The 18,581-nt window shown below is 70.2% G+C and carries 16 protein-coding genes; 5 read left to right on the plus strand and 11 right to left on the minus strand.

All coding sequences use genetic code 11. From position 1 onward, the window contains the following. Positions 1–71 precede the first annotated feature (71 nt). The 3 genes from OHB49_RS27655 to pepN all read right to left on the minus strand — a co-directional run bounded on the left by OHB49_RS27655 (position 72) and on the right by pepN (position 7,466). Positions 72–3,371, minus strand: coding sequence for a S8 family serine peptidase (locus OHB49_RS27655; RefSeq protein ID WP_329163803.1), 3,300 nt, complete (start codon positions 3,369–3,371; stop codon positions 72–74). Between the two features lie 168 nt (positions 3,372–3,539). After that, entirely contained in the window at positions 3,540–4,595 is a 1,056-nt protein-coding gene (locus tag OHB49_RS27660; protein WP_030970036.1) for a hypothetical protein, read from the minus strand. Between the two features lie 249 nt (positions 4,596–4,844). Beyond that, a complete protein-coding gene (gene pepN / locus OHB49_RS27665) occupies positions 4,845–7,466 on the minus strand; it encodes an aminopeptidase N (protein WP_329163804.1) in 2,622 nt (873 codons plus the stop codon). A gap of 131 nt (positions 7,467–7,597) precedes the next feature. Here pepN and OHB49_RS27670 point away from each other — a divergent pair, with 131 nt between their 5' ends. Beyond that, entirely contained in the window at positions 7,598–8,248 is a 651-nt protein-coding gene (locus tag OHB49_RS27670) for a mycothiol-dependent nitroreductase Rv2466c family protein (RefSeq protein WP_030970041.1), read from the plus strand. 248 nt (positions 8,249–8,496) lie between these two features. Here the strand turns inward: OHB49_RS27670 and OHB49_RS27675 are convergent, their stop codons facing one another. Continuing rightward, positions 8,497–9,315, minus strand: coding sequence for an NAD(P)H-binding protein (locus tag OHB49_RS27675; RefSeq protein WP_329163805.1), 819 nt, complete (start codon positions 9,313–9,315; stop codon positions 8,497–8,499). A gap of 79 nt (positions 9,316–9,394) precedes the next feature. On the opposite strand from OHB49_RS27675, the gene OHB49_RS27680 reads away from it, so the two are divergent. Next, positions 9,395–9,973: a TetR/AcrR family transcriptional regulator gene (locus OHB49_RS27680; protein WP_329163806.1), complete on the plus strand. Its 579-nt coding sequence runs from the start codon at positions 9,395–9,397 to the stop codon at positions 9,971–9,973. Positions 9,974–9,979: 6 nt separating this feature from the next. Here OHB49_RS27680 and OHB49_RS27685 read toward each other — a convergent pair whose 3' ends face one another. The 5 genes from OHB49_RS27685 to OHB49_RS27705 all read right to left on the minus strand — a co-directional run bounded on the left by OHB49_RS27685 (position 9,980) and on the right by OHB49_RS27705 (position 13,536). Beyond that, on the minus strand, positions 9,980–10,819 hold the full coding sequence (locus OHB49_RS27685) for an MOSC domain-containing protein (protein ID WP_329163807.1): 840 nt from the start codon (positions 10,817–10,819) through the stop codon (positions 9,980–9,982). Continuing rightward, on the minus strand, positions 10,816–11,475 hold the full coding sequence (locus OHB49_RS27690; RefSeq protein ID WP_329163808.1) for a CatB-related O-acetyltransferase: 660 nt from the start codon (positions 11,473–11,475) through the stop codon (positions 10,816–10,818). The genes OHB49_RS27685 and OHB49_RS27690 overlap by 4 nt, the downstream gene beginning before the upstream one ends. 195 nt (positions 11,476–11,670) lie before the next feature. Beyond that, the gene (locus OHB49_RS27695; RefSeq protein WP_329163809.1) at positions 11,671–12,402 is read right to left on the minus strand and encodes a DUF2071 domain-containing protein; all 732 of its coding nucleotides are present in this window, start codon (positions 12,400–12,402) and stop codon (positions 11,671–11,673) included. Next, the gene (locus tag OHB49_RS27700; RefSeq protein WP_030970052.1) at positions 12,399–12,737 is read right to left on the minus strand and encodes a metalloregulator ArsR/SmtB family transcription factor; all 339 of its coding nucleotides are present in this window, start codon (positions 12,735–12,737) and stop codon (positions 12,399–12,401) included. The genes OHB49_RS27695 and OHB49_RS27700 overlap by 4 nt, the downstream gene beginning before the upstream one ends. 157 nt (positions 12,738–12,894) lie before the next feature. Continuing rightward, positions 12,895–13,536 (minus strand): superoxide dismutase, encoded by a 642-nt coding sequence (locus OHB49_RS27705; RefSeq protein ID WP_329163810.1) that lies wholly within the window; start codon positions 13,534–13,536, stop codon positions 12,895–12,897. A 339-nt stretch (positions 13,537–13,875) separates the two neighbouring features. Here OHB49_RS27705 and OHB49_RS27710 point away from each other — a divergent pair, with 339 nt between their 5' ends. Together OHB49_RS27710 and OHB49_RS27715 are read left to right on the plus strand one after the other, a co-directional pair. Further along, the gene (locus tag OHB49_RS27710; protein ID WP_329163811.1) at positions 13,876–14,109 is read left to right on the plus strand and encodes a hypothetical protein; all 234 of its coding nucleotides are present in this window, start codon (positions 13,876–13,878) and stop codon (positions 14,107–14,109) included. Further along, entirely contained in the window at positions 14,106–14,738 is a 633-nt protein-coding gene (locus OHB49_RS27715) for a histidine phosphatase family protein (protein WP_030970057.1), read from the plus strand. Before OHB49_RS27710 ends, OHB49_RS27715 begins: the two co-directional genes overlap by 4 nt. Here the strand turns inward: OHB49_RS27715 and OHB49_RS27720 are convergent. Together OHB49_RS27720 and OHB49_RS27725 are read right to left on the minus strand one after the other, a co-directional pair. Continuing rightward, positions 14,728–16,170, minus strand: a complete 1,443-nt coding sequence (locus OHB49_RS27720) for an amino acid permease (protein WP_030970059.1) — start codon at positions 16,168–16,170, stop codon at positions 14,728–14,730. The genes OHB49_RS27715 and OHB49_RS27720 overlap by 11 nt on opposite strands. Positions 16,171–16,329: 159 nt before the next feature. After that, on the minus strand, positions 16,330–17,721 hold the full coding sequence (locus OHB49_RS27725) for an amino acid permease (RefSeq protein WP_030970061.1): 1,392 nt from the start codon (positions 17,719–17,721) through the stop codon (positions 16,330–16,332). Between the two features lie 262 nt (positions 17,722–17,983). Between OHB49_RS27725 and OHB49_RS27730 the strand changes: the two genes are divergently transcribed. Continuing rightward, the gene (locus tag OHB49_RS27730) at positions 17,984–18,577 is read left to right on the plus strand and encodes a biotin transporter BioY (protein ID WP_313937276.1); all 594 of its coding nucleotides are present in this window, start codon (positions 17,984–17,986) and stop codon (positions 18,575–18,577) included. Positions 18,578–18,581 lie beyond the last annotated feature (4 nt).

Here is an 18,581-nt window from a genome sequence, read left to right on the forward strand (position 1 = left end):
GGCAGAGCAGTGGGGCGGGCGCTCCACGGAGCGCCCGCCCCACCGTCGTTACCGACAACGCATCCGGGTCGTTACGGCGTGACCTTCTCGATCACGACGCTGCCGGTGCCCGCCGCGGTACCGCGGCTGTTCACCAGCTGCACCTCGCCGAAGAACTGGCGTCCCTCGGGAGCCGCACCGCCGACCACGACGTCCGCGCCGACCTGCGCCGAAGCGCCGCTGGCCAGGTTCACGGCCTTCGACTCGTCGACCTTGAGCGTGCCGAGCGACGGGGAGTAGTACACGTCACGGTAGTCGTACGTGGTGGTGCCGGCCGGAACCGAGTAACCGTCCACGACGATCGTGTACGTACCGGCGGCGGGGGCGGCCAGACTGACCGATTCCTCCGCACCCGCGCTCGTGGACGAACCGACCTCGGTGCCGTCCGCGTCGAGCACGTACAGGTCGATGTCGGCGTTGGCGTCCGAGGTGCCGCCGACGGCGACGTCCAGCTTCTCGACGCCCTCACCGATGGTGACCGTGGTGACCTGCTGGTCGCCCGTCTTGATCGACGGGGTGGCAACCTTGGCCGAGCCCAGCGAGCCGCCCTTGAGCTTGCCCGCCAGGTCGCCCGCGGAGTTGGTGACGGTCCAGTTCACCGCGGTCGGCGTGCCGACCTTCGCCTCGGGCAGCGTCTGCACGGCCGGGTCGAAGGACGCGCCGAGCAGGCTGACATCCAGCTTGAACGGGTTGTCCAGCAGCGGCGACGTACGCCGTGCCTCGACCTCGATCTCCCAGACACCGGCCTGCGGGTCGGCGTACGAGCGCACGTCGGGGCGGCAGGTGTTGGTCGGGTTGTCGTAGTTCGGGTAGCAGAACGGCGTGCCGCTGTCCTCCACCGCCACCCCGTACGGGTGGATGGAGATGAAGCGGGTCTGGCTGCCCGAGCGCAGCGCGCTCATCGCGACCTCAAGAGTCTTGGCGCCCTCCGGCACGTTCACGAAGTACGACGTGGTGCCGTTGCGCTGCACCGAGCCGGACGCAGCGAACGCGTAGGCGGGCTTCACCAGGTCCTTGGCGACGACGACCGTGGCGAGGATCTGCTGGTCCACACCGGAGGTCTTCGCGTCATCGACCTGCAGGATCGCGCTGTGCACGCCCGCGCTGCCCGGCTTCGCCTGGACCTTGACGGTCACCGGCTTGCCCAGCGGCAGCGAGACGGTGCTGCTGCCGGTCAGCGTGAAGGTGCCGTCGTTGTTCTTCCAGGACAGCTTGTGCGCGACGGCCTTGTCCGGGCCCGTGGTGCGGGTGACCGTGACGTCGTACGACTTCTTCTGGCCGGCCTTCAGGCCGCCCTCGCGGTCGTACAGGCCGGTGCCGAAGCCGGGGGTCTTCAGCGCGAAGTCGATCGCCGTGTCGACCGGGGCCTTCACGGAGTACTCGTGCGCCGGGGAACCCTGCTTCTCGATCTGCTTCCAGGCGCCCACGATGTTGATCAGGCCGGAACCCTGGGCGTGCGCGGGCACACCCTGGATATGGGTCGCGGTGCTGGTCAGCGCGGTACGCAGGTCGGCCGGGGGCAGCTCGATGTGCTTCTGCTTCGCGGCGGACAGCAGCAGCGCGGTCGCACCGGCGGCCTGCGGCGAGGACATCGAGGTGCCCTGCAGCATGGAGTAACCGGCCGGAAGCGAGTAGCCCGCCTCCTTGACCGGGCCGCCGGGCAGCCAGGTCTGGGTGGTGTTGATGGAGGCGCCGGGCGCGGTCAGGATCGGCGCGAAGCCGCCGTCCTCACGCGGACCACGGGACGAGAACGGCAGCATGTCGTACTTCTTGGTGACATTGGAGCCGTAGTTCGCGGCCCAGGTCTCCTTGGAGATGGACGCGCCGACGGAGATGACGTGGTCGGCGAGGCCGGGGTCACCGATGGTGTTCACACCCGGGCCGTCGTTGCCGGCCGAGATGACCAGCTGGACGCCGTAGGTGTCGATGAGCCGCTTGTACAGCACGGCGCGGGCGTTGTTGCCGTCGTTGAGCGGCGGCAGGCCGCCGATCGACATGTTGACGACATCGACACCGCGGTTCACGACGAGGTCGGTCATGCCCTCCATGAGCGCGATGTTGGTGCAGCCGCCGGACCAGGTGCAGGCGCGCGAGGAGACGATCTTCGCGCCGGGCGCGGCGCCGTTCATCTTGCCGCCGAAGAGCCCGTTGGCGGAGGTGATGCCGGCGACGTGGGTGCCGTGCTCGCTCTCGATGACACCGATGTTGACGTAGTCGGCCTTGTCGCCGGCCGCGTTGTACACGACGTCCTTGCGCGTCTCGACGACGAACGGGATGCGCTCGACGACCTGGGTCCGCGGGTCGTCCGTGCCGAAGTAGGAGACCTGGTGCTTCTCCTTGTACGGCTTCATGACGGCGTCGTCGGAGAAGTTGGCGTCGTTGTTCAGGTCGACACGGGTGGTGCCGGTGACCGGGTCGTAGAGCACGGCCCAGGTGTCGGTGGTGTCGCCGTCCCGGTTCAGGTCTCCGGCCATGTCGCCGCCCTTGGTGGCGGCCTCGGAGAAGAGCTGGATCTTGTACGAGCCGGCCGGTGCCGAGTAGGTGCGGCCACCGATCGTGAAGACGGGGCCGGTCACCGAGGCGGTCATCCGCAGCCAGGTACCGTCGCCGTCGCTGACCGGGTCGGTCGCCGTCACCCAGTCGACGATCTTGCGCTCGCCGGTGGTGGTCTTCTGCAGCGCCGGGTGACCGAGGTCGACACCCGAGTCCAGGATGCCGATGGTCACGCCGCGGCCGTCGGCCTTCGGGTGCTGCTGGACGAAGTCGACCGCGCCCGTCTCGAAGGACGGGTTGTACGGGTTCTTCGCCGGCGTCTTCTTGCCGGGCGCCGGGTAGGTGCCCGTGGTCTGCGTCTTCGCCCCGGCGGCCCGGTCGCCCGCGGGCGTCGGGTCGTCGAGCATGATCTCCTGCTTGAGATCGATGCCGTAGACGGACGTCAGCTTCGAGGCCGCCTTGATGGTCGCCTCGGCGGTCGCGGTCGGGACGGTCGCGCGTACGTAGCCGAGCTTGTCGTACGTACGACCCAGCACGGACCCCTTCACGGCGTCCAACTGCGCGGCGACCTGCTCGGTCGCACCGGGCGTGGTGGCGACCATCATGGTGACGTTCTTCTCGCCCTTGGCCTTCGCCTTGGTCAAGAGGTCGGCGTCGGCAGCGCCGAGCTTGTCGCTCGTGGCGGCCGCCTTCACCGGGGTGTCGGCCGGGTCGTCGGCGGCGAAGACCGGGGCCGCGCCGGAAGCGGCCAGTGCGGCCACCAGACCGGCAGCGGCCGCGACTCGGGCCACGCGTCTCGCCCCGGATATGGAGCTGGGGGATTCGGAGGTCATCAGCATCCCTGTATGTGAAAGAGAAAGTCCGGAATTCGGTACCGGATGACCGCTCAGCCTTTCGCAAATGACCTGGGTTTGTGGAGGGTTGAGGGAGGCGAGATGCGGTCATGGCGTACTCCCGCCACTGGGGCTGATGCGTCATGAGGGACGAAAGGGTCGATAACTGCCCTGTCACCGGGGAAGGATGACCACATAAGCGGCGGGTTCGCGGTCGGCCGCCGCCATCAGCGCGGTACGCACCACGGTCGCCTGCTGCTCAGCCGCGACGCGCAGCTTCCTCGGCGTGACGTGGACGACGGTGACCCCGAGCCGTTCCAGATGCTCCCGCTCGGCGGCGCAGCCGGACCAGTCGGCGTCGTGCCCTTCCGGGCTCCGGTCGCCGTCGAGCGTGCTGTGCAGGGGTGCGCGGCTGTCGAGTTCGACAGCAACGGCCTGGTCGGGCCAGTAGGCGTCCACCCCACCGAGGTGGGGGCCGCCGGGCAGCCGCAGGTCCACGTTCCAGAGCGGCTCCGGCAGGTCATAGGTCCGCACCATGTCGTACAGCCGCCTCTCCGCCAGCGCCCGCCCCTCGGCGAGCAGCGAGTCGACGGCGTTCACGATGTGGGGCCGGTCCAGCAACTTGCTGCGGCTCAGCTCGCTCACGACCGCGCCGGGTTCGCAGTGTCCGCCGCGGACCGCCTCGGTGAGCAGCAGCCGTACGGCGTCAGTGTCCCCGAGGCCGGTGACCGCATCCGCGAGTGCCCGTGCCACGGGGGCCACCGGCAGGCCGGCGAGTTGCTCGGGGCGGGGCAGTTCGGTCGTTCGCACCACGTGCACGTACCGGACGGACCGCAGCCGCCGGGTGCGCGGCACCAGCACGTCGATCCGGTCGAGCGAACTCGTCGGCGGTACGAGAGAGAACCCGTGGAGGGCGAGCGCGGCCCGGCCGGTGACCATGGCCTCGCCGTAGCCGGTCGCCGGCGCCGCGCCGCCCTGCGCGGGGACGGTACGTCGTCGCCCGACGTACAGCAGGGCGGACCGCAGCCGCTCCTCGCCGGTGGGCGGACCCGGGTGCAGCACATACACACCGGGCAACGGCTGCTGCCACGGACCACCGGCCCGGCACTGCGCGGCAGCGCGCGCGGGGGACACGCCGAGTGTCTTCAACTGCTCGACGGACAGCACGCGTTGCCGTTCGCCGACGGGGTGGCGGAAGTGACAGGGGGAGAGAGGGGTGTTCTGGGTCATGCTCCGGGGTATGCCGCAGGCCGCGGTGCGGCTAACCCCTGTTACACGCCCGTCGACAATTCAGGACAACGGCGTCCTAAAGTACGAACGTTCGACAACCGAAAAGGGTGATCCCGTCGGGGATTGTGCGTCCCGTCAGCCCACGCGGGCCACTCCGGCCCGCTGCCGACCCCGGCGCCGGACGGGCCGAAAATCAAGCCCGTCCGGCGGCTGGGGACAACACCGCCGTGCTCGCCCCGGGGCGCCCCGTCAGAGGCCGGCCGCCGCCCCCGTGTCACACGCCTGCGCCCGCAAGGCCCGCGCCAGATCGTCCCGCGCCTCCAGCACCAGCCGACGCAACGCCGGCGCCGCATCCCCATGCGCCTCCAGCCAGGCATCCGCCGCCGCCAGCGTCGCCGGGTCGTCCTGCAGCGCCGGGAACAGCCCCCTCACCACGGACATCCCGATCTGGATCGACCGCTCGGCCCACACCCGTTCGATCGCATCGAAGTACCGGGCTGCGTACGGCGCCAGCAACTCCCGCTGCGACGACTGCCCGAATCCCGCGATCGTCGCCTCCACCAGCGCGTTGGACAGCGCGTCCGACTCCACCACGGCCGCCCACGCCTGCGCCTTGACCGCCGCCGACGGCCGCGAGGCCAGGCACCGCACCTGGTGCCGCTTGCCGGACGCCGTGTCGTCCCGGCCCAGTTCGGCATCGATCACCGGCTCGTCGGCGACCCCGTGTGCGGCCAGCGCGGACAGGAACGCCCACCGCAGCTCCTGGTCGACCTCCAGCCCGTCGATCCGCGCGGACTCCCCCAGCAGTGAGGACAGCAGCTGGAAGTCCGATTCCGAGTCCGCGACCGTCGCGAAGAACCGCGCCCACGCCAGCTGGTGCTCGCTCCCCGGCTCGGCGATCCGCAGCTCCCGCAGCGCACCCTCGGCCAGCGCCCGTCCGCCCTCCTCACGCCACCCCGGGGCGGCGTAGTGGACGAGCGCGGTCCGGGTCCAGGCGTGCAGCATCTGCAGGACACCGATGTCGGACTCCTGGCCGGAGAAGGCCAGCACGAGCGAGATGAAGTCCTGGGCCGGCATCAGCCCGTCCCGCGTCAGGTTCCACAGCGCGGACCAGCACAGCGCCCGCGCCAGCGGGTCGGTGATGTCCCCGAGGTGCGCGCGCAGGGTGGCGAGGGACGCCTCGTCGAAGCGGACCTTGCAGTACGTGAGGTCGTCGTCGTTGACGAGGATCAGCTCGGGCCGCTCGACACCGGTCAGCGCGGCGACCACCGTGCGCGGCCCCGCCACATCCACCTCGGCGCGCGCGTACCGGACCAGGTCGCCGCGGGTCGTGCGGCGGTACAGGCCGACCGCGACCCGGTGCGGCCGCAACTCGGGGTGCGAGTCGACGGCCTCCTGGAGGACCGCCAGCTCGGTGATCCGGTCCGCCGCGCCGTACGTCACCACCGGCGTCAGCGAGTTGACGCCGGCCGTCTGCAGCCACGACCGCGACCAGGTGACCATGTCCCGCCCGGACGTCTCGGCCAGCACCGACAGCAGGTCGCCCAGCTGCGTGTTGCCGTACGCATGCTTCTTGAAGTAGCGCCGGGCCCCCTCCAGGAACGCGTCCCGTCCCGCGTACGCCACCAGCTGCTTCAGCACCGACGCACCCTTGGCGTACGTGATGCCGTCGAAGTTCAGCTTGGCGTCCTCCAGGTCACGGATGTCGGCCGTGATCGGGTGCGTGGACGGCAGCTGGTCGGCGCGGTACGCCCAGGACTTGCGGTTGTTGGCGAAGGTGATCCAGCCCTCCTTGAAGCGGGTCGACTCCACCATCGCGAAGACGCCCATGAAGTCGGCGAACGACTCCTTCAGCCACAGGTCGTCCCACCACTGCATGGTGACGAGGTCGCCGAACCACATGTGCGCCATCTCGTGCAGAATGACGTTGGCGCGGCTCTCGTACGACGCCTGTGTCACCTTGCCGCGGAAGATGTACTCCTCGCGGAACGTGACACAGCCCGGGTTCTCCATCGCGCCGAGGTTGTACTCGGGTACGAACGCCTGGTCGTACTTCCCGAACGGGTACGGGTAGTCGAAGTTGTCGTGGAAGAAGTCCAGGCCCTGCTTGGTGACGAGGAAGATGTCGTCCGCGTCGAAGTGCCGGGCGAGCCCCTTGCGGCAGAGCGCGCCGAGCGGGATGTCCAGCGTCGTGCCGTCGTCGAAGGTACGGCTGTACGAGTCGGTCACATGGTGGTACGGACCGGCGACGACCGCCGTGATGTACGTCGAGATCGGCTTCGTCTCGGCGAACCGCCAGACCCCGCCGTCCCGGGACTCCTCGGCCCCGTTGCTCCAGACCGTCCACCCCTCGGGCGCCGTCACCTCGAAGCGGAAGGGGGCCTTCAGGTCGGGCTGCTCGAAGTTCGCGAAGACACGCCGCGCGTCGGCCGGCTCGTACTGCGTGTAGAGGTAGACCTCGCCGTCCTCCGGGTCGACGAACCGGTGCATGCCCTCGCCGGTCCGGCTGTACGCGCACTGCGCGTCGACCACCAGGACGTTGTCGCCCTCCGGCAGACCGTCCAGCGTCACCCGCGTCCCGTCGAAGACGACGGCGGGGTCGAGCGCCTGCCCGTTCAGGGTCACCGAGGTCACGCTCGGCGCCAGCAGATCCGCGAACGTCGACGCCCCCGCCCGCGCGGAGCGGAACCGGATCGTGGTCACCGAGCGGAAGGTCCGGGGATCGACGGCCGGCCGGTCCCCGCCGTCCCCGCCGCCGCTCTCGGGATCACCGATCGCGGACCGCAGGTCGAGCACGACGTCGTATCCGTCGACGGTCAGCAGCTCGGCCCGCTCGTGGGCTTCGTCGCGGGACAGGTTTTGACCGGGCACTGGTGCACTCCTTTGTGTCACGTTCGAACAGTTTGATCCTCCCATGTGCCTCGCGGCCCGGGCGCGCGGGAATGGCAGGGCCGTTCAGCGGTGTTCTCGCGCACAGGTGCGATCGCCTCTTGAGGAGAGACATGTCTGAGAACGCCACGGTGAACGGCAAGACGCCCGCCGATTTCTGGTTCGACCCGCTCTGTCCCTGGGCGTGGATGACCTCCCGCTGGATGCTGGAGGTGGAGAAGGTCCGTGACGTCGAGGTCCGCTGGCATGTGATGAGCCTTGCCGTCCTCAACGAGAACAGGCTCGACGAGCTGCCCGAGGAGTACCGCGACATGCTCGAGACCAAGGCCTGGGGCCCGGTCCGCGTCGTCGTCGCCGCCCAGCAGAAGCACGGCGACGACATCGTCGGCCCGCTGTACACCGCGCTCGGCACCCGCTTCCACAACCAGGGCGAGGGCCCCACCCGTGAGGCGATCGTGGCGGCGCTCGAAGAGGTCGGTCTGCCGGCCGAGCTCGCGGAGTACGCCGACTCGGACACGTACGACGCGGAGCTGCGCGCCTCCCACCAGGAGGGCATCGACAAGGTCGGCCAGGACGTCGGCACGCCGGTCATCGCCGTGCCGGGCTCCGACGGCGAGCAGATCGCCTTCTTCGGCCCGGTCGTCACCCCCGCCCCGAAGGGCGAGGACGCGGCGAAGCTGTGGGACGGCACGCTGCTGGTGGCGTCGATCCCCGGCTTCTACGAGATCAAGCGGACCCGGACGCAGGGCCCGATCTTCGACTGACGTACCCACCGGTGCGGGTTCCGGCCATGGTCCGGAACCCGCACCGTGGTGCGTCATGCGTACAGCTGGGTGGGCTTCGGCAGCCGCCCGGCCACCCGGTGCAGCATCCGGACGGGTCCGGCAATCGACTCCGAAGGTGCAACAGCCGGGCGGTTAGGCGGAGTTCGTGGCAGTCCGCCCTCCGGGCCGTGATCGGCCACGCCGTGGCGCTCGATCTCGAGGCCGGCGAAGTTCGCCGCGCACCGGTCTCACCGGAAGGAGTCCGCGGCGCGTGCGGCCCAGTCGGCGAAGGTGCGCGGCGCGCGGCCGAGGATCCGCTCGACGTCGGGGCTGACCTTCTGCTCCGCCGCCAGCGGCTCGCCGAGGATGCCGAGCGTGCCCTCCACCACCGGCGCGGGCATGAACTGCAGCATCTGCGCGCGGGCCTCCTCGCGGGTCTGCTCGACGAACCGCACCGGAGTGCCCAGCGCGTCGCCGATCGCCTCGGCCCGTTCCCGCTGAGTGACCGTCGCGGGACCGGTCAGTTCGTACGTACGGCCCGCGTGGCCGGCCTCGCGCAGGACCACGGCCGCGACCTCGGCGACATCCGCCGGGTCGACGGTGGGCAGCCCGACGTCGCCGAAGGGTGCGGCAACTGTGCGCTGCCTACGGATCGACTCGGCCCACGCGAAGGTGTTGGAGTTCAGGCCGCCGGACCGCAGGACCGTCCATGCGAGGCCCGGCCGGCGGACGGCGTCCTCGAACGCCCCCGGGTGACGGTAGGCCTCCGGCCGCGTCCCGACGCCCAAGGAGGAGAGCAGGACGACGCGGCGCACACCGCCGGCCGCCGCGATGTCGAGAATGTCCTGCGGGTCGTCGCCCGCGACGAGCAGGAACAGCGCGTCGGCGCCGTCCAGTGCGGTGCGCAGGCTCTCCGGATCGGCGAGATCGGCCTGCTGGTGCCGTACGCCGTCGGGCAGATGCGCCGGAGGCCGCCGGGAGACGGCCGTCACCTGCTCACCGGCCGAGGCAAGGATCCGTACGAGTTCCCGTCCGACGTTTCCGGTCGCGCCCGTTGCAACGATCACGAGATCCCCTGTGTTAGTTAGTTAACTGACTTAGATGCGACGATAGCCGGTCTCCCGGCGCGCGTCTATAGTTAGTCAGGTGACTCACTCAAAAGGTGTCCGGCAGCCGCCGGGCAAGCGCGAAAGGCTGGCGGCCGCCGCGGCCCGGGTTCTTCACGAGCAAGGCGTCGAACAGACCACGATCGCCGACATCGCACGAGCGGCCGACGTCCCGTTGGGTAACGTGTACTACTACTTCAAGACCAAGGATCAGCTCGTCGAGGCGGCGATCGACGCGCATGCGCAGAGTCTGAGGTCGATGATCGGCGTGCTCGACGAGCTTCCCGCGCCCCAGGACCGGTTGAAGGCACTCCTGAACGGCTGGATCGAACAGCGTGAGCTCACGGCTCGGTACGGCTGTCCGACCGGGACCATGGCTTCGGAACTCGACAAGCGCGCCGACGGCCTCGACCAGTCGGTCGCCAAGGTCATCCAGGTGCTGCTCGACTGGGTCGAGCAGCAGTTCCAGGCGATGGGACGCGGCGACTCCCGTGAACTCGCGGTCGCTCTGATCGCCGCCTACCAGGGGATCTCGCTGCTCACCAACACCTTCCGGGACCCCGACCTGATGGCCGCCGAAGGGCGCCGGCTGGAACGCTGGATCGACTCGCTCGGCTGACGGGGTTCACGCGTCGAGCCGGCTCGTGATCTCGACCGCGTCGCCGACGGCCACCACACCCTCGCGGACCACCGCGTTCTTCACGCCGAAACTGACCTTGTTGCCGTAGTCGGGTTCGCGGCGGTACGTCGCCAGGGTCCGGACCGGCTCCGGGCCCGCCCGGCGGCCCGTCGACTGGTCCACCAGCGGGACGTTGCATCGCATCGCCCTCACGGAGTAGGCGAGTTCGGCCGATCCGATGGTCATCCGGCGTACCCGGTCCTCGAAGTGCGGCTCGTCGTCACCGGACAGGACGATGTTCGGACGGAAGCGGTCCATCGGTACGCCGGCCGCGTCGCCGCGGGCCTCGATGCGGGCGTTGAGGCCGGCCAGCGACGCGGTGGAGGCGACCAGCACCGCATGGGCGTCGGCGAAGGCGACCTTGCCGGGGGTCTCGCCCCAGCCGTCGCGGTCGAAGCCGGGTGCCACCCGTACCAGCCGGGACTTCGCACCGAGCGCCTCCGAGAACCACTCGGCGACCGCGTCCCCCTGGTCGCACGCCTCGCCGAGCGGACGGTCGAACATGCTGACCGCGCAGCGCGGGCCGTCCGGGTCGACGGTCAGCTCCAGGGCCTCCAGGCCCGGCACGGCGAGGGCCAACATGGCGCCGCCGTCCAGGACTTCGGCTTTGATCGCAGCCATCGCGGGGTGTGTCCGCTGACTGCGGAACGCGCCGTCCTCGGCGTCCACCACCATGAACGTGCGGTCGTGCACGAGACCGGTCCCGGTGATCTCCGCCCGGTCGACCGGAACCGCGCCGCAACCCTTGACGGGGTAGTACGCCAGTCCCTGAACGGTGATGGTCATGACGTCCCCTCCTGGGCAGCCGCTTCGAGTGCTTCGACGCTGCCGGACATGATCGTGCGGATGTGCCGGGTGATGAGCTCGATGGGCCAGTCCCACCACGCGACGGCGAGGAGCCGGGCGACGGTCTCGTCGTCGTGGCGGGTGCGGATCAGCCGCGCCGGGTTGCCGCCGACGATGCCGTAGTCCGGGACGTCGCCGACGACGACCGCCCCGGCACCGATGACGGCGCCGTGCCCGATCCGTACGCCCGGCAGGACCATCGATCCGTACCCGAACCAGACGTCGTTGCCGACGACGGTGTCGCCCCGGTTCGGCAGCCCGGTCAGCAGGTCGAAGTGGTCGGCCCAGGAGCCGCCCATCGTGGGGAACGGGAACGTGGAGGGGCCGTCCATACGGTGGTTGGCGCCGTTCATGAGGAACCGCACCCCGGTCCCGAGCGCGCAGAACTTTCCGATGACGAGCTTCTCCGGGCCGTAGTGGTACAGCACGTTGCGGGTTTCGAACGCGGTCGCGTCATCGGGGTCGTCGTAGTACGAGTAGGCGCCTACCTCGATCAGTTCCGATGTCACCAGGGGCTTCAGCTGGACCACGCGGGGCTGTCCGGGCATGGGGCGCACAGCGGTGGGGTCGGCGGGGGCGGCGGGGACCGGACTCATGGCGCCATCATCGCATTCACCCCGAAGAGCACACGTTTCCTGGGAGGCTCGCTCTATACCGAGCGATGCCATGACGCCGGCGCAAGGTGCGCGGCGGGCGCCGGTTGACCAAGCGGTCGCAGCCGGGCCGCCGGGCGCCACCGCGGTACGGACCGTCGATGCCAAGGGGCACGACGGGCCGACGGCCACTGCTCGTCAGCGACGGGCCATGGGTCTCGCCGGTAGCGGGCGCCAGCGGGCGGCGACGTCGCGCATGACCAGGACGCTGTCCAGGGTCGCGGTGCCGGGCGGGAAGCGGTCCGGGTCGTCGAAGAAGGACGACCGCGCGGATCGGATCCGCCCGGCTGCCACCTGCCACGCGTCCGTTTCCAGCTCCATGGCGTCGAGACGGCGGCCCGAAGCCGCTGGCGACAGGCCCCTGTTCCCGGCGCGGAAGAAGTCCGATGCCTCCTGGAGATCGGTGAAGAGTTCACTGCCGCGCAGTTCGTCGGTGACCTCGGCCGTGACGTCGACCCGGATCTCGCCGTCCCGGGTGGCGAGAGCGACCCGTACCTCGTCGGGCGTCTCGTGCACCGTGAAGTCGGCGCGGCCGTGCTCACCGGGAAAAACCCGCCCGCCCGCCCAGGAGTTGATCCGTGAGCCGGTGTCGCGGCGTGTGATGTAGACGCCGGTCTCGACGCCGTCGGGGCCGTCCCACTCGACGGAGATGCGGTGCGCGGCGTTCTCGCTGCGCAGACCCACCGGCGGCGGCGCCCATGTGGGGCGTGCGGAGCCCAGGCGCAGGAGGCAGATACCGGCGACGGCGTGGCCGCGTACCAACTGGGGCCGCAGGCCGGCGGGCAGCAGGCGGGCGGCGGCGTCCGGGGTGACCCGGTAGTTCACCAGGAGGCGCCGCTCGATGACGCTGGAGAGTCGGGGCTGGATCACGATGTGCCGCCTTCCTCTTGCGTGGCGGACCGCCACTTGGTGTGGCGCAGGACGATCTGCTCGGGGCAGACGGAGCTCAGGAACCGTCCGATGCTCGTCGCCAGCCGGTCCTCGGCCAGCGAGTAGAGGATGCGGTTGCCGTCGCGGCGCTCGGTGACCAGCCCGGCGCCCTTCAGTACGCCGAGGTGACGCGAGATGGACGGTGCGCTGATCGCGAACCGGGCCGCGATCTCCCCGGCCGCCAGTTCGCCGCCGCGGAGGTCCTCCAGGATCTGGCGCCTGGTCGGATCGGCGAGGGCGCGGAAGGCGCTCGCCTCGTCATCGGTCGTTGCCATGTCAGATGTTTAGCACATGAGCTAATTAGCAAACAAGCTAAATGCGAAGCAATGGGGGAGCCCCCGCGAGTCACGTCCTCGCGGGGGCTCCCCGTTCATCCGCCTGCCGGTGAAGGTTGAGAAGACGATCACGAGGCAGGACGTCCGTGTGCCCGGGTCAGGGGGCGAGCAGCAGAACGCCGGCGCGCTCCTTGGCGGCCGCGTACCGCTTCGCCACGTCCTGCCAGTTGACGACGCGCCACATGGCCTCGATGAAGTCGACCTTCTGGTTCTTGTACTGGAGGTAGAAGGCGTGCTCCCAGGCGTCGAAGACCAGGATCGGAACCGAGCCCTGGCCGACGTTGCCCTGGTGGTCGTAGACCTGCTCGACGATCAGCCTGCCGCTGAGCGGCTCGTAGGCCAGCACCCCCCAGCCGGAACCCTGGGTGGTGGCGGCGGCCTTCGTCAGCTGGGACTTGAAGCCCGCGTACGAGCCGAAGGAGTCGGTGATGGCGTCCGCGAGGTCGCCGACGCCGTCCGCCGCGCGGGGCTCGCCGCCACCGTCGCCGCTCATGTTGTGCCAGTAGATCGAGTGCAGGATGTGGCCGGAGAGATGGAACGCGAGGTTCTTCTGCAGACCGTTGACGGCTCCCCAGGCCTCCTTGGCGCGTGCCTCTTCCAGCTGCTCCAGGGTGTCGTTGGCGCCCTTGACGTAGGCGGCGTGGTGCTTGTCGTGGTGGAGCTCGATGATCTGCGGGTTGATGACCGGTTCGAGCGCCGCGTAGTCGTACGGGAGTTCCGGGAGCGTGTACGTGGCCATGGGGCGAACCCTCCAGCTGCTGTCCTGTTGTTATTGCAAACCATATGCAAGAGCAGGCTAACAGCAGTAAGGGGGGAGTGTGATCGGCCCTTCGGCTCAGAACCGCAGGCGCATGGTGGCGGTCGGGCTCATCGCGGCCGGACGCCGGATGCGTGCGCAGCGTGGTTCGCCCCCGGTGCACAGCCCGTCGGATCGTGGGATTCGGCGCTCGGCGCGACCCCGGTCCTCGAGGGGGTCACCGCGTCGCCGCTCGGGTACCGTACCGATGTGGTTTTCAACTACCGTTTCCTGGAAGGAAGTTGGTTGCCCGGCGGGACGTCGGGCGGTGGCGGAGGGGCGTTGACCGCCGCATTCTCCGGACGGGTCCCGGCGCGACCGGACGCCTCGGCCCGTGACCATGAGACGCCGGCAGCGGGCCACATGGTCAGAATCCGGCTGGTCCTGCGCCCGGACCCGGCGCGCACCGCCCGCCACACCGCGCCGTACCCCAAGCTGGTGGACGAACTGGAACGGCGGGGCCGATGGCCCGGGGCGCTCGCCGCCCACGCCCGGGCCCGAACGGAGAGCCGATGACCATCTTCCCCACGACCCTGCTCCTCGCCCGGCACGGACAGACCGTCTGGCACTCCGAGAACCGCTACGCCGGGGTCAGCGACGTCGCACTCACCGACGAGGGCCGCCACCAGGCCGAGCAGCTGGCGGACTGGGCGGCCCGGCATCCGGTCGACGCGATCTGGACGTCGACCGTCCCCCGCGCCATCGAGACCGCCGAACCCGCCTGCCGGGCGCTCGGCCTCGTACCCGGGCGCGAACACGATCTGCGCGAGTGCGACTTCGGGGCGGTGGAAGGGCGCACCCTCGCCGAATTCGCCGCCGAGGACCCGAAATGGGCCGAGGCATATGTCGCCGACCCGGTGACCCATCCCTTCCCCGGGGCCGAGGACCCGCGCACGGCGGCGGCCCGGGGGACGGCCGCGCTGCGCCGGATCGCACACTTCCATCCGGGGCAGCGGGTACTGGTCGTCGCGCACAACACGCTGCTGCGGCTGGTGCTGTGCGAACTGCTGTCGATCCCGCTCGGCGCCTACCGCCGGGTCCTTCCGCAATTGCGCAACGCGGCGGTGAGCGAGGTGCAGCTGGGGGACGAGGGCGGCGCGCTGCTCTCCCTCAACGTGCCGTGCGCCCCCGACGTCAGTTCTTGACGGCCGCGGCCCGCCGCTGGCGTACGACACCGATGACGGCCAGTACGACGGTCAGCGCACCGGTCGCCAGCAGCTGGTCACGCGTGCCGGGCTCGCGCAGCATCAGCAGGAAGATGCCTGCCATGGCCGCCAGCGCGACCAGCGTCCCCACCGGGAACAGCCACATCCGCACGACCAGCTTCTCGGGTGCCTCGCGCTCCAGCCGTCGGCGCAGGAGCAGCTGCGACACCGCGATGAAGATCCAGACGACCAGGATCACCGCGCCGATCATGTTGAGCAGCCAGGGGAAGACATCGTCCGGCCGCCAGTAGCTCAGCAGCACGCACAGGAAGCCGATGACGGACGAGACGAGCACGGCGGTACGCGGCACGCCGGAGCTGACCCGGCCGAGCCGCTTCGGACCCTGGCCGCGGGCGACCAGCGAGCAGGCCATCCGCGAGGCGCCGTAGATGTTCGCGTTCATCGCGGAGAGCAGCGCGATCAGGATGACCACATTCATGATCTCCGCGGCGCCGCTGATGCCCAGGTGGTCGAGGGTCGCGTAGAACGGGCCGACCGTCGCGACCTTCGGGTCGTCCCACGGCACGAGGGTGACGATGACCGCCATCGAACCGACGTAGAACAGCGCGATCCGCCACATCGCCGTCCGGACCGCCTTGGCGACGCCCCGCACCGGGTTCTCGGACTCGGCCGCGGCGATGGTGACCGTCTCCAGACCTCCGTACGCGAAGACGGAGGCGAGCAGTCCGATGATGAAGCCGTTGGAGCCGTTCGGCAGGAACCCGCCGTCACCGCGGAGATTGGCGCCGCCCGGGGCGTCCGTGCCGGGCAGCACCCCGAGGATGGCCAGCACACCCAGCACCAGGAAGAGCGTGATCGCGGCGACCTTCAGCGAGGCGAACCAGAACTCGAACTCGCCGAAGTTCTTGACGGCGGCCAGGTTCGTGCCGAGGAAGACCGCCATGAACAGCGCCACCCACGCCCACTCGGGAGTGCCGGGCAGCCAGCCGGTGACGATCTTCGCGGCACCGATCCCTTCCAGCCCGACGGCGACGCAGAGCAGCACCCAGAACGCCCAGCCGGCGGTGAACCCCGCCCACGGCCCGATCGCCCGTTCCGCGTGGACGGAGAAGGAACCGGAGGCCGGATTGGCCGCGGACATCTCGCCGAGCATGCGCATCACGAACATGACCAGCAGCCCGGAGATGGCGTAGGCGATGACGATCGAGGGCCCGGCGGAGGCGATACCGGCTCCGGAACCGACGAACAGCCCGGCGCCGATGACACCGCCGAGGGCGATCATCGACAGATGGCGTTGCTTGAGTCCATGGGTGAGGGCGGAGTCGGCCTTGACGGCGGAGACGTCGGAGCCGGCCGGGACTGCGGAGACTTCGGAGCCGGCGGTGGGGGGAGACGCGGAGGTCCGAGACATGGACGTGCTCTGTTCGGTAGCTGAGACTGGGACGAGCCCATAGTCTGTGCGCGCCTCCCGCTGACACGGAACATGTGTCCGCTATACGGGCACCAGGCTCACACAAGGTGAACACCTGCGTACATATGCCGGGTACACACCCCGCCACGGGTCCGCCCGTCAGGCCCGTCGGCGGTCCCGCAGCTCCCGCGCCCCCGCCACGAGCAGCACCAGACCCGTCGCCCCCGCCGACCACAACACCTGTGGGCGTGCCACGTCATCGGTCAGCATCAGCACCAGTACGGCCACGAGCGCGGCCAGCGTCACCCAGGTCAGCCATGGGAAGCACCACATCCGCAGGGTCAGAGCCTCGGGTGCCTCGCGCTCCAGCCGGCGGCGCAGCCGCAGCTGTGACGCGGCGATCAGCCCCCAGACGAACAGCAGCACCGCGCCCACCGAGTTGAGCAGATAGAGGAAGACGGAGTCGGGCCATTTGAGATTGAGCAGTACGGAGACGAAGCCGAAGGCGACCGAGGCGAGGACCGCCCGCCGCGGCACCCCGCCCCCGCCCACGCTCCCCGACACCTTGAGCAGTCCGCGCGGCCCCTCGCCGCGCTCGGCCAGTGAGAAGACCATCCGGGACGCGCCGTAGAGATTGGCGTTGAGCGCGGAGAGCAGCGCCACGAACACCACGATGTTCATGATCTGCCCGGCCGACGGCACCCCGATCGCGTCCAGGACCTTGACGTACGGGCTCAGTCCGGCCCGCTGCGCGGTCCACGGCAGCACCGTGACGATCACCAGCATCGAGCCGACGTAGAAGAAGAGGATCCGCACGACCGCGCTGCGCACCGCACGTCCCACCGCGCGCGCCGGGTTGTCGGTCTCGGCCGCAGCGATCGTCACGACCTCCAGGCCGCCGAACGCGAAGACGACGGTCAGCACACCTGAGACGACGCCGCCCCAGCCGTTCGGCAGGAAGCCGCCCTGCCCGGTGAGATTGGTCAGCCCCACCGGATCGGTGTCCGGGAGCAGACCGAAGACGGCGAGCAGCCCGAGCACCAGGAAGATCACGATCGCGGCGACCTTGAGAGCGGCGAACCAGAACTCGAACTCGCCGAAGTTCTTCACCGCGGTCAGATTCGTGACGGTGAACACCACCATGAACGTCAGCACCCACGCCCACTGGTCCACGCCCGGCACCCAGCCGTGGGCGATCTGCGCGGCGGCCGTCGCCTCCACGGCGAGGACCACCACCAGCAGGAACCAGTAGAGCCACCCCACACTGAACCCGGCCCAGCGGCCGAGCGCCCGCTCGGCATGGACGGAGAAGGCGCCGGAGGCGGGTATCGCGGCCGACATCTCGCCGAGCATCCGCATCACCAGCATCGCGAGTGCGCCGGCGATCAGATACGACACGACGATGCCCGGTCCGGCGACCGCGATCCCGGCGCCCGAACCGACGAAGAGTCCGGCGCCGATCACCCCGCCCAGGCCGAGCATGGTCAGATGGCGCTGCTTCAGTCCGTGCGAGAGCGGTTCCTGCTGCGTGGGGGGAGGGGCGTCGTGCATGGGGGTGCGGGTCACTCTCGGATATTTTATGGGGAACCTACAGTCTCACGCTGCGAGACCCGGTCCGTCAGGCGGCCCCTCCAGGCCCCCACCTCAGTGACGAGCATCACGCCGTCACATGATTGCGTACCGGTCTTTGTCCGAACCCCACCAACCCGCCAACCGCCGCTTTGTGGGCGGCTGATGGTGATCGAGCGTTAACCCGTGGGCTAACGTCAGCCTCAGTCTGTCCCCCACCTGCCCTCACCACCGCGGAGTCCCGATGAGCACTGCTGCCGCCCCCGTCCGTACCGGAGCGGTCCTCGCCGACCTGCTGCCCGCCGCCAGGCACCGTTACGCCGTCGACACGGCCCTGGTCGTCGGCGGCGCCGCGCTCACCGGCATCGCCGCGCAGATCGCCGTCCCGGTCCCCGGCTCCCCGGTCCCCGTCACCGGGCAGACCTTCGCCGCGCTCCTCGTCGGCACCGCGCTCGGCGCCCGCCGCGGCTTCCTCTCCCTCGCCGTGTACGCGCTCGTCGGCATGGCGGGCATGCCGTGGTTCGCCGGCGGCAGCTCCGGCGCGGGCGGCGCCTCGTTCGGTTACGTCCTCGGCATGCTCCTCGCCGCCACCGTGGTCGGCGGTCTCGCCCGCCGCGGCGGCGACCGCTCCGTGCTGCGCACCGCCGGCACCATGGTGCTCGGCTCCGCGATCATCTACGCGGTCGGTGTCCCGTACCTGGCGCTGTCCACCGGCATGTCGGCGAGCGCCGCGATCGCGGCGGGACTGGTTCCGTTCCTGCTCGGTGACGCGCTGAAGGCGGCGCTGGCGATGGGCGCGCTGCCCGCCGCCTGGAAGCTCGTCGGCCGCCGCGGCTGACGGA

The organism is Streptomyces sp. NBC_01717 (genome assembly GCF_036248255.1).
Classification (GTDB): domain Bacteria; phylum Actinomycetota; class Actinomycetes; order Streptomycetales; family Streptomycetaceae; genus Streptomyces.

Bases quoted from the DNA above. Each gene is read 5' to 3' on its own strand.
- OHB49_RS27655 (WP_329163803.1), bottom strand. From the start codon at position 3,371: ATGCTGATGACCTCCGAATCCCCCAGCTCCATATCCGGGGCGAGACGC.
- OHB49_RS27660 (WP_030970036.1), bottom strand. From the start codon at position 4,595: ATGACCCAGAACACCCCTCTCTCCCCCTGTCACTTCCGCCACCCCGTC.
- OHB49_RS27670 (WP_030970041.1), top strand. From the start codon at position 7,598: ATGTCTGAGAACGCCACGGTGAACGGCAAGACGCCCGCCGATTTCTGG.
- OHB49_RS27685 (WP_329163807.1), bottom strand. From the start codon at position 10,819: ATGACCATCACCGTTCAGGGACTGGCGTACTACCCCGTCAAGGGTTGC.
- OHB49_RS27690 (WP_329163808.1), bottom strand. From the start codon at position 11,475: ATGAGTCCGGTCCCCGCCGCCCCCGCCGACCCCACCGCTGTGCGCCCC.
- OHB49_RS27700 (WP_030970052.1), bottom strand. From the start codon at position 12,737: ATGGCAACGACCGATGACGAGGCGAGCGCCTTCCGCGCCCTCGCCGAT.
- OHB49_RS27705 (WP_329163810.1), bottom strand. From the start codon at position 13,536: ATGGCCACGTACACGCTCCCGGAACTCCCGTACGACTACGCGGCGCTC.
- OHB49_RS27715 (WP_030970057.1), top strand. From the start codon at position 14,106: ATGACCATCTTCCCCACGACCCTGCTCCTCGCCCGGCACGGACAGACC.
- OHB49_RS27720 (WP_030970059.1), bottom strand. From the start codon at position 16,170: ATGTCTCGGACCTCCGCGTCTCCCCCCACCGCCGGCTCCGAAGTCTCC.
- OHB49_RS27725 (WP_030970061.1), bottom strand. From the start codon at position 17,721: ATGCACGACGCCCCTCCCCCCACGCAGCAGGAACCGCTCTCGCACGGA.
- OHB49_RS27730 (WP_313937276.1), top strand. From the start codon at position 17,984: ATGAGCACTGCTGCCGCCCCCGTCCGTACCGGAGCGGTCCTCGCCGAC.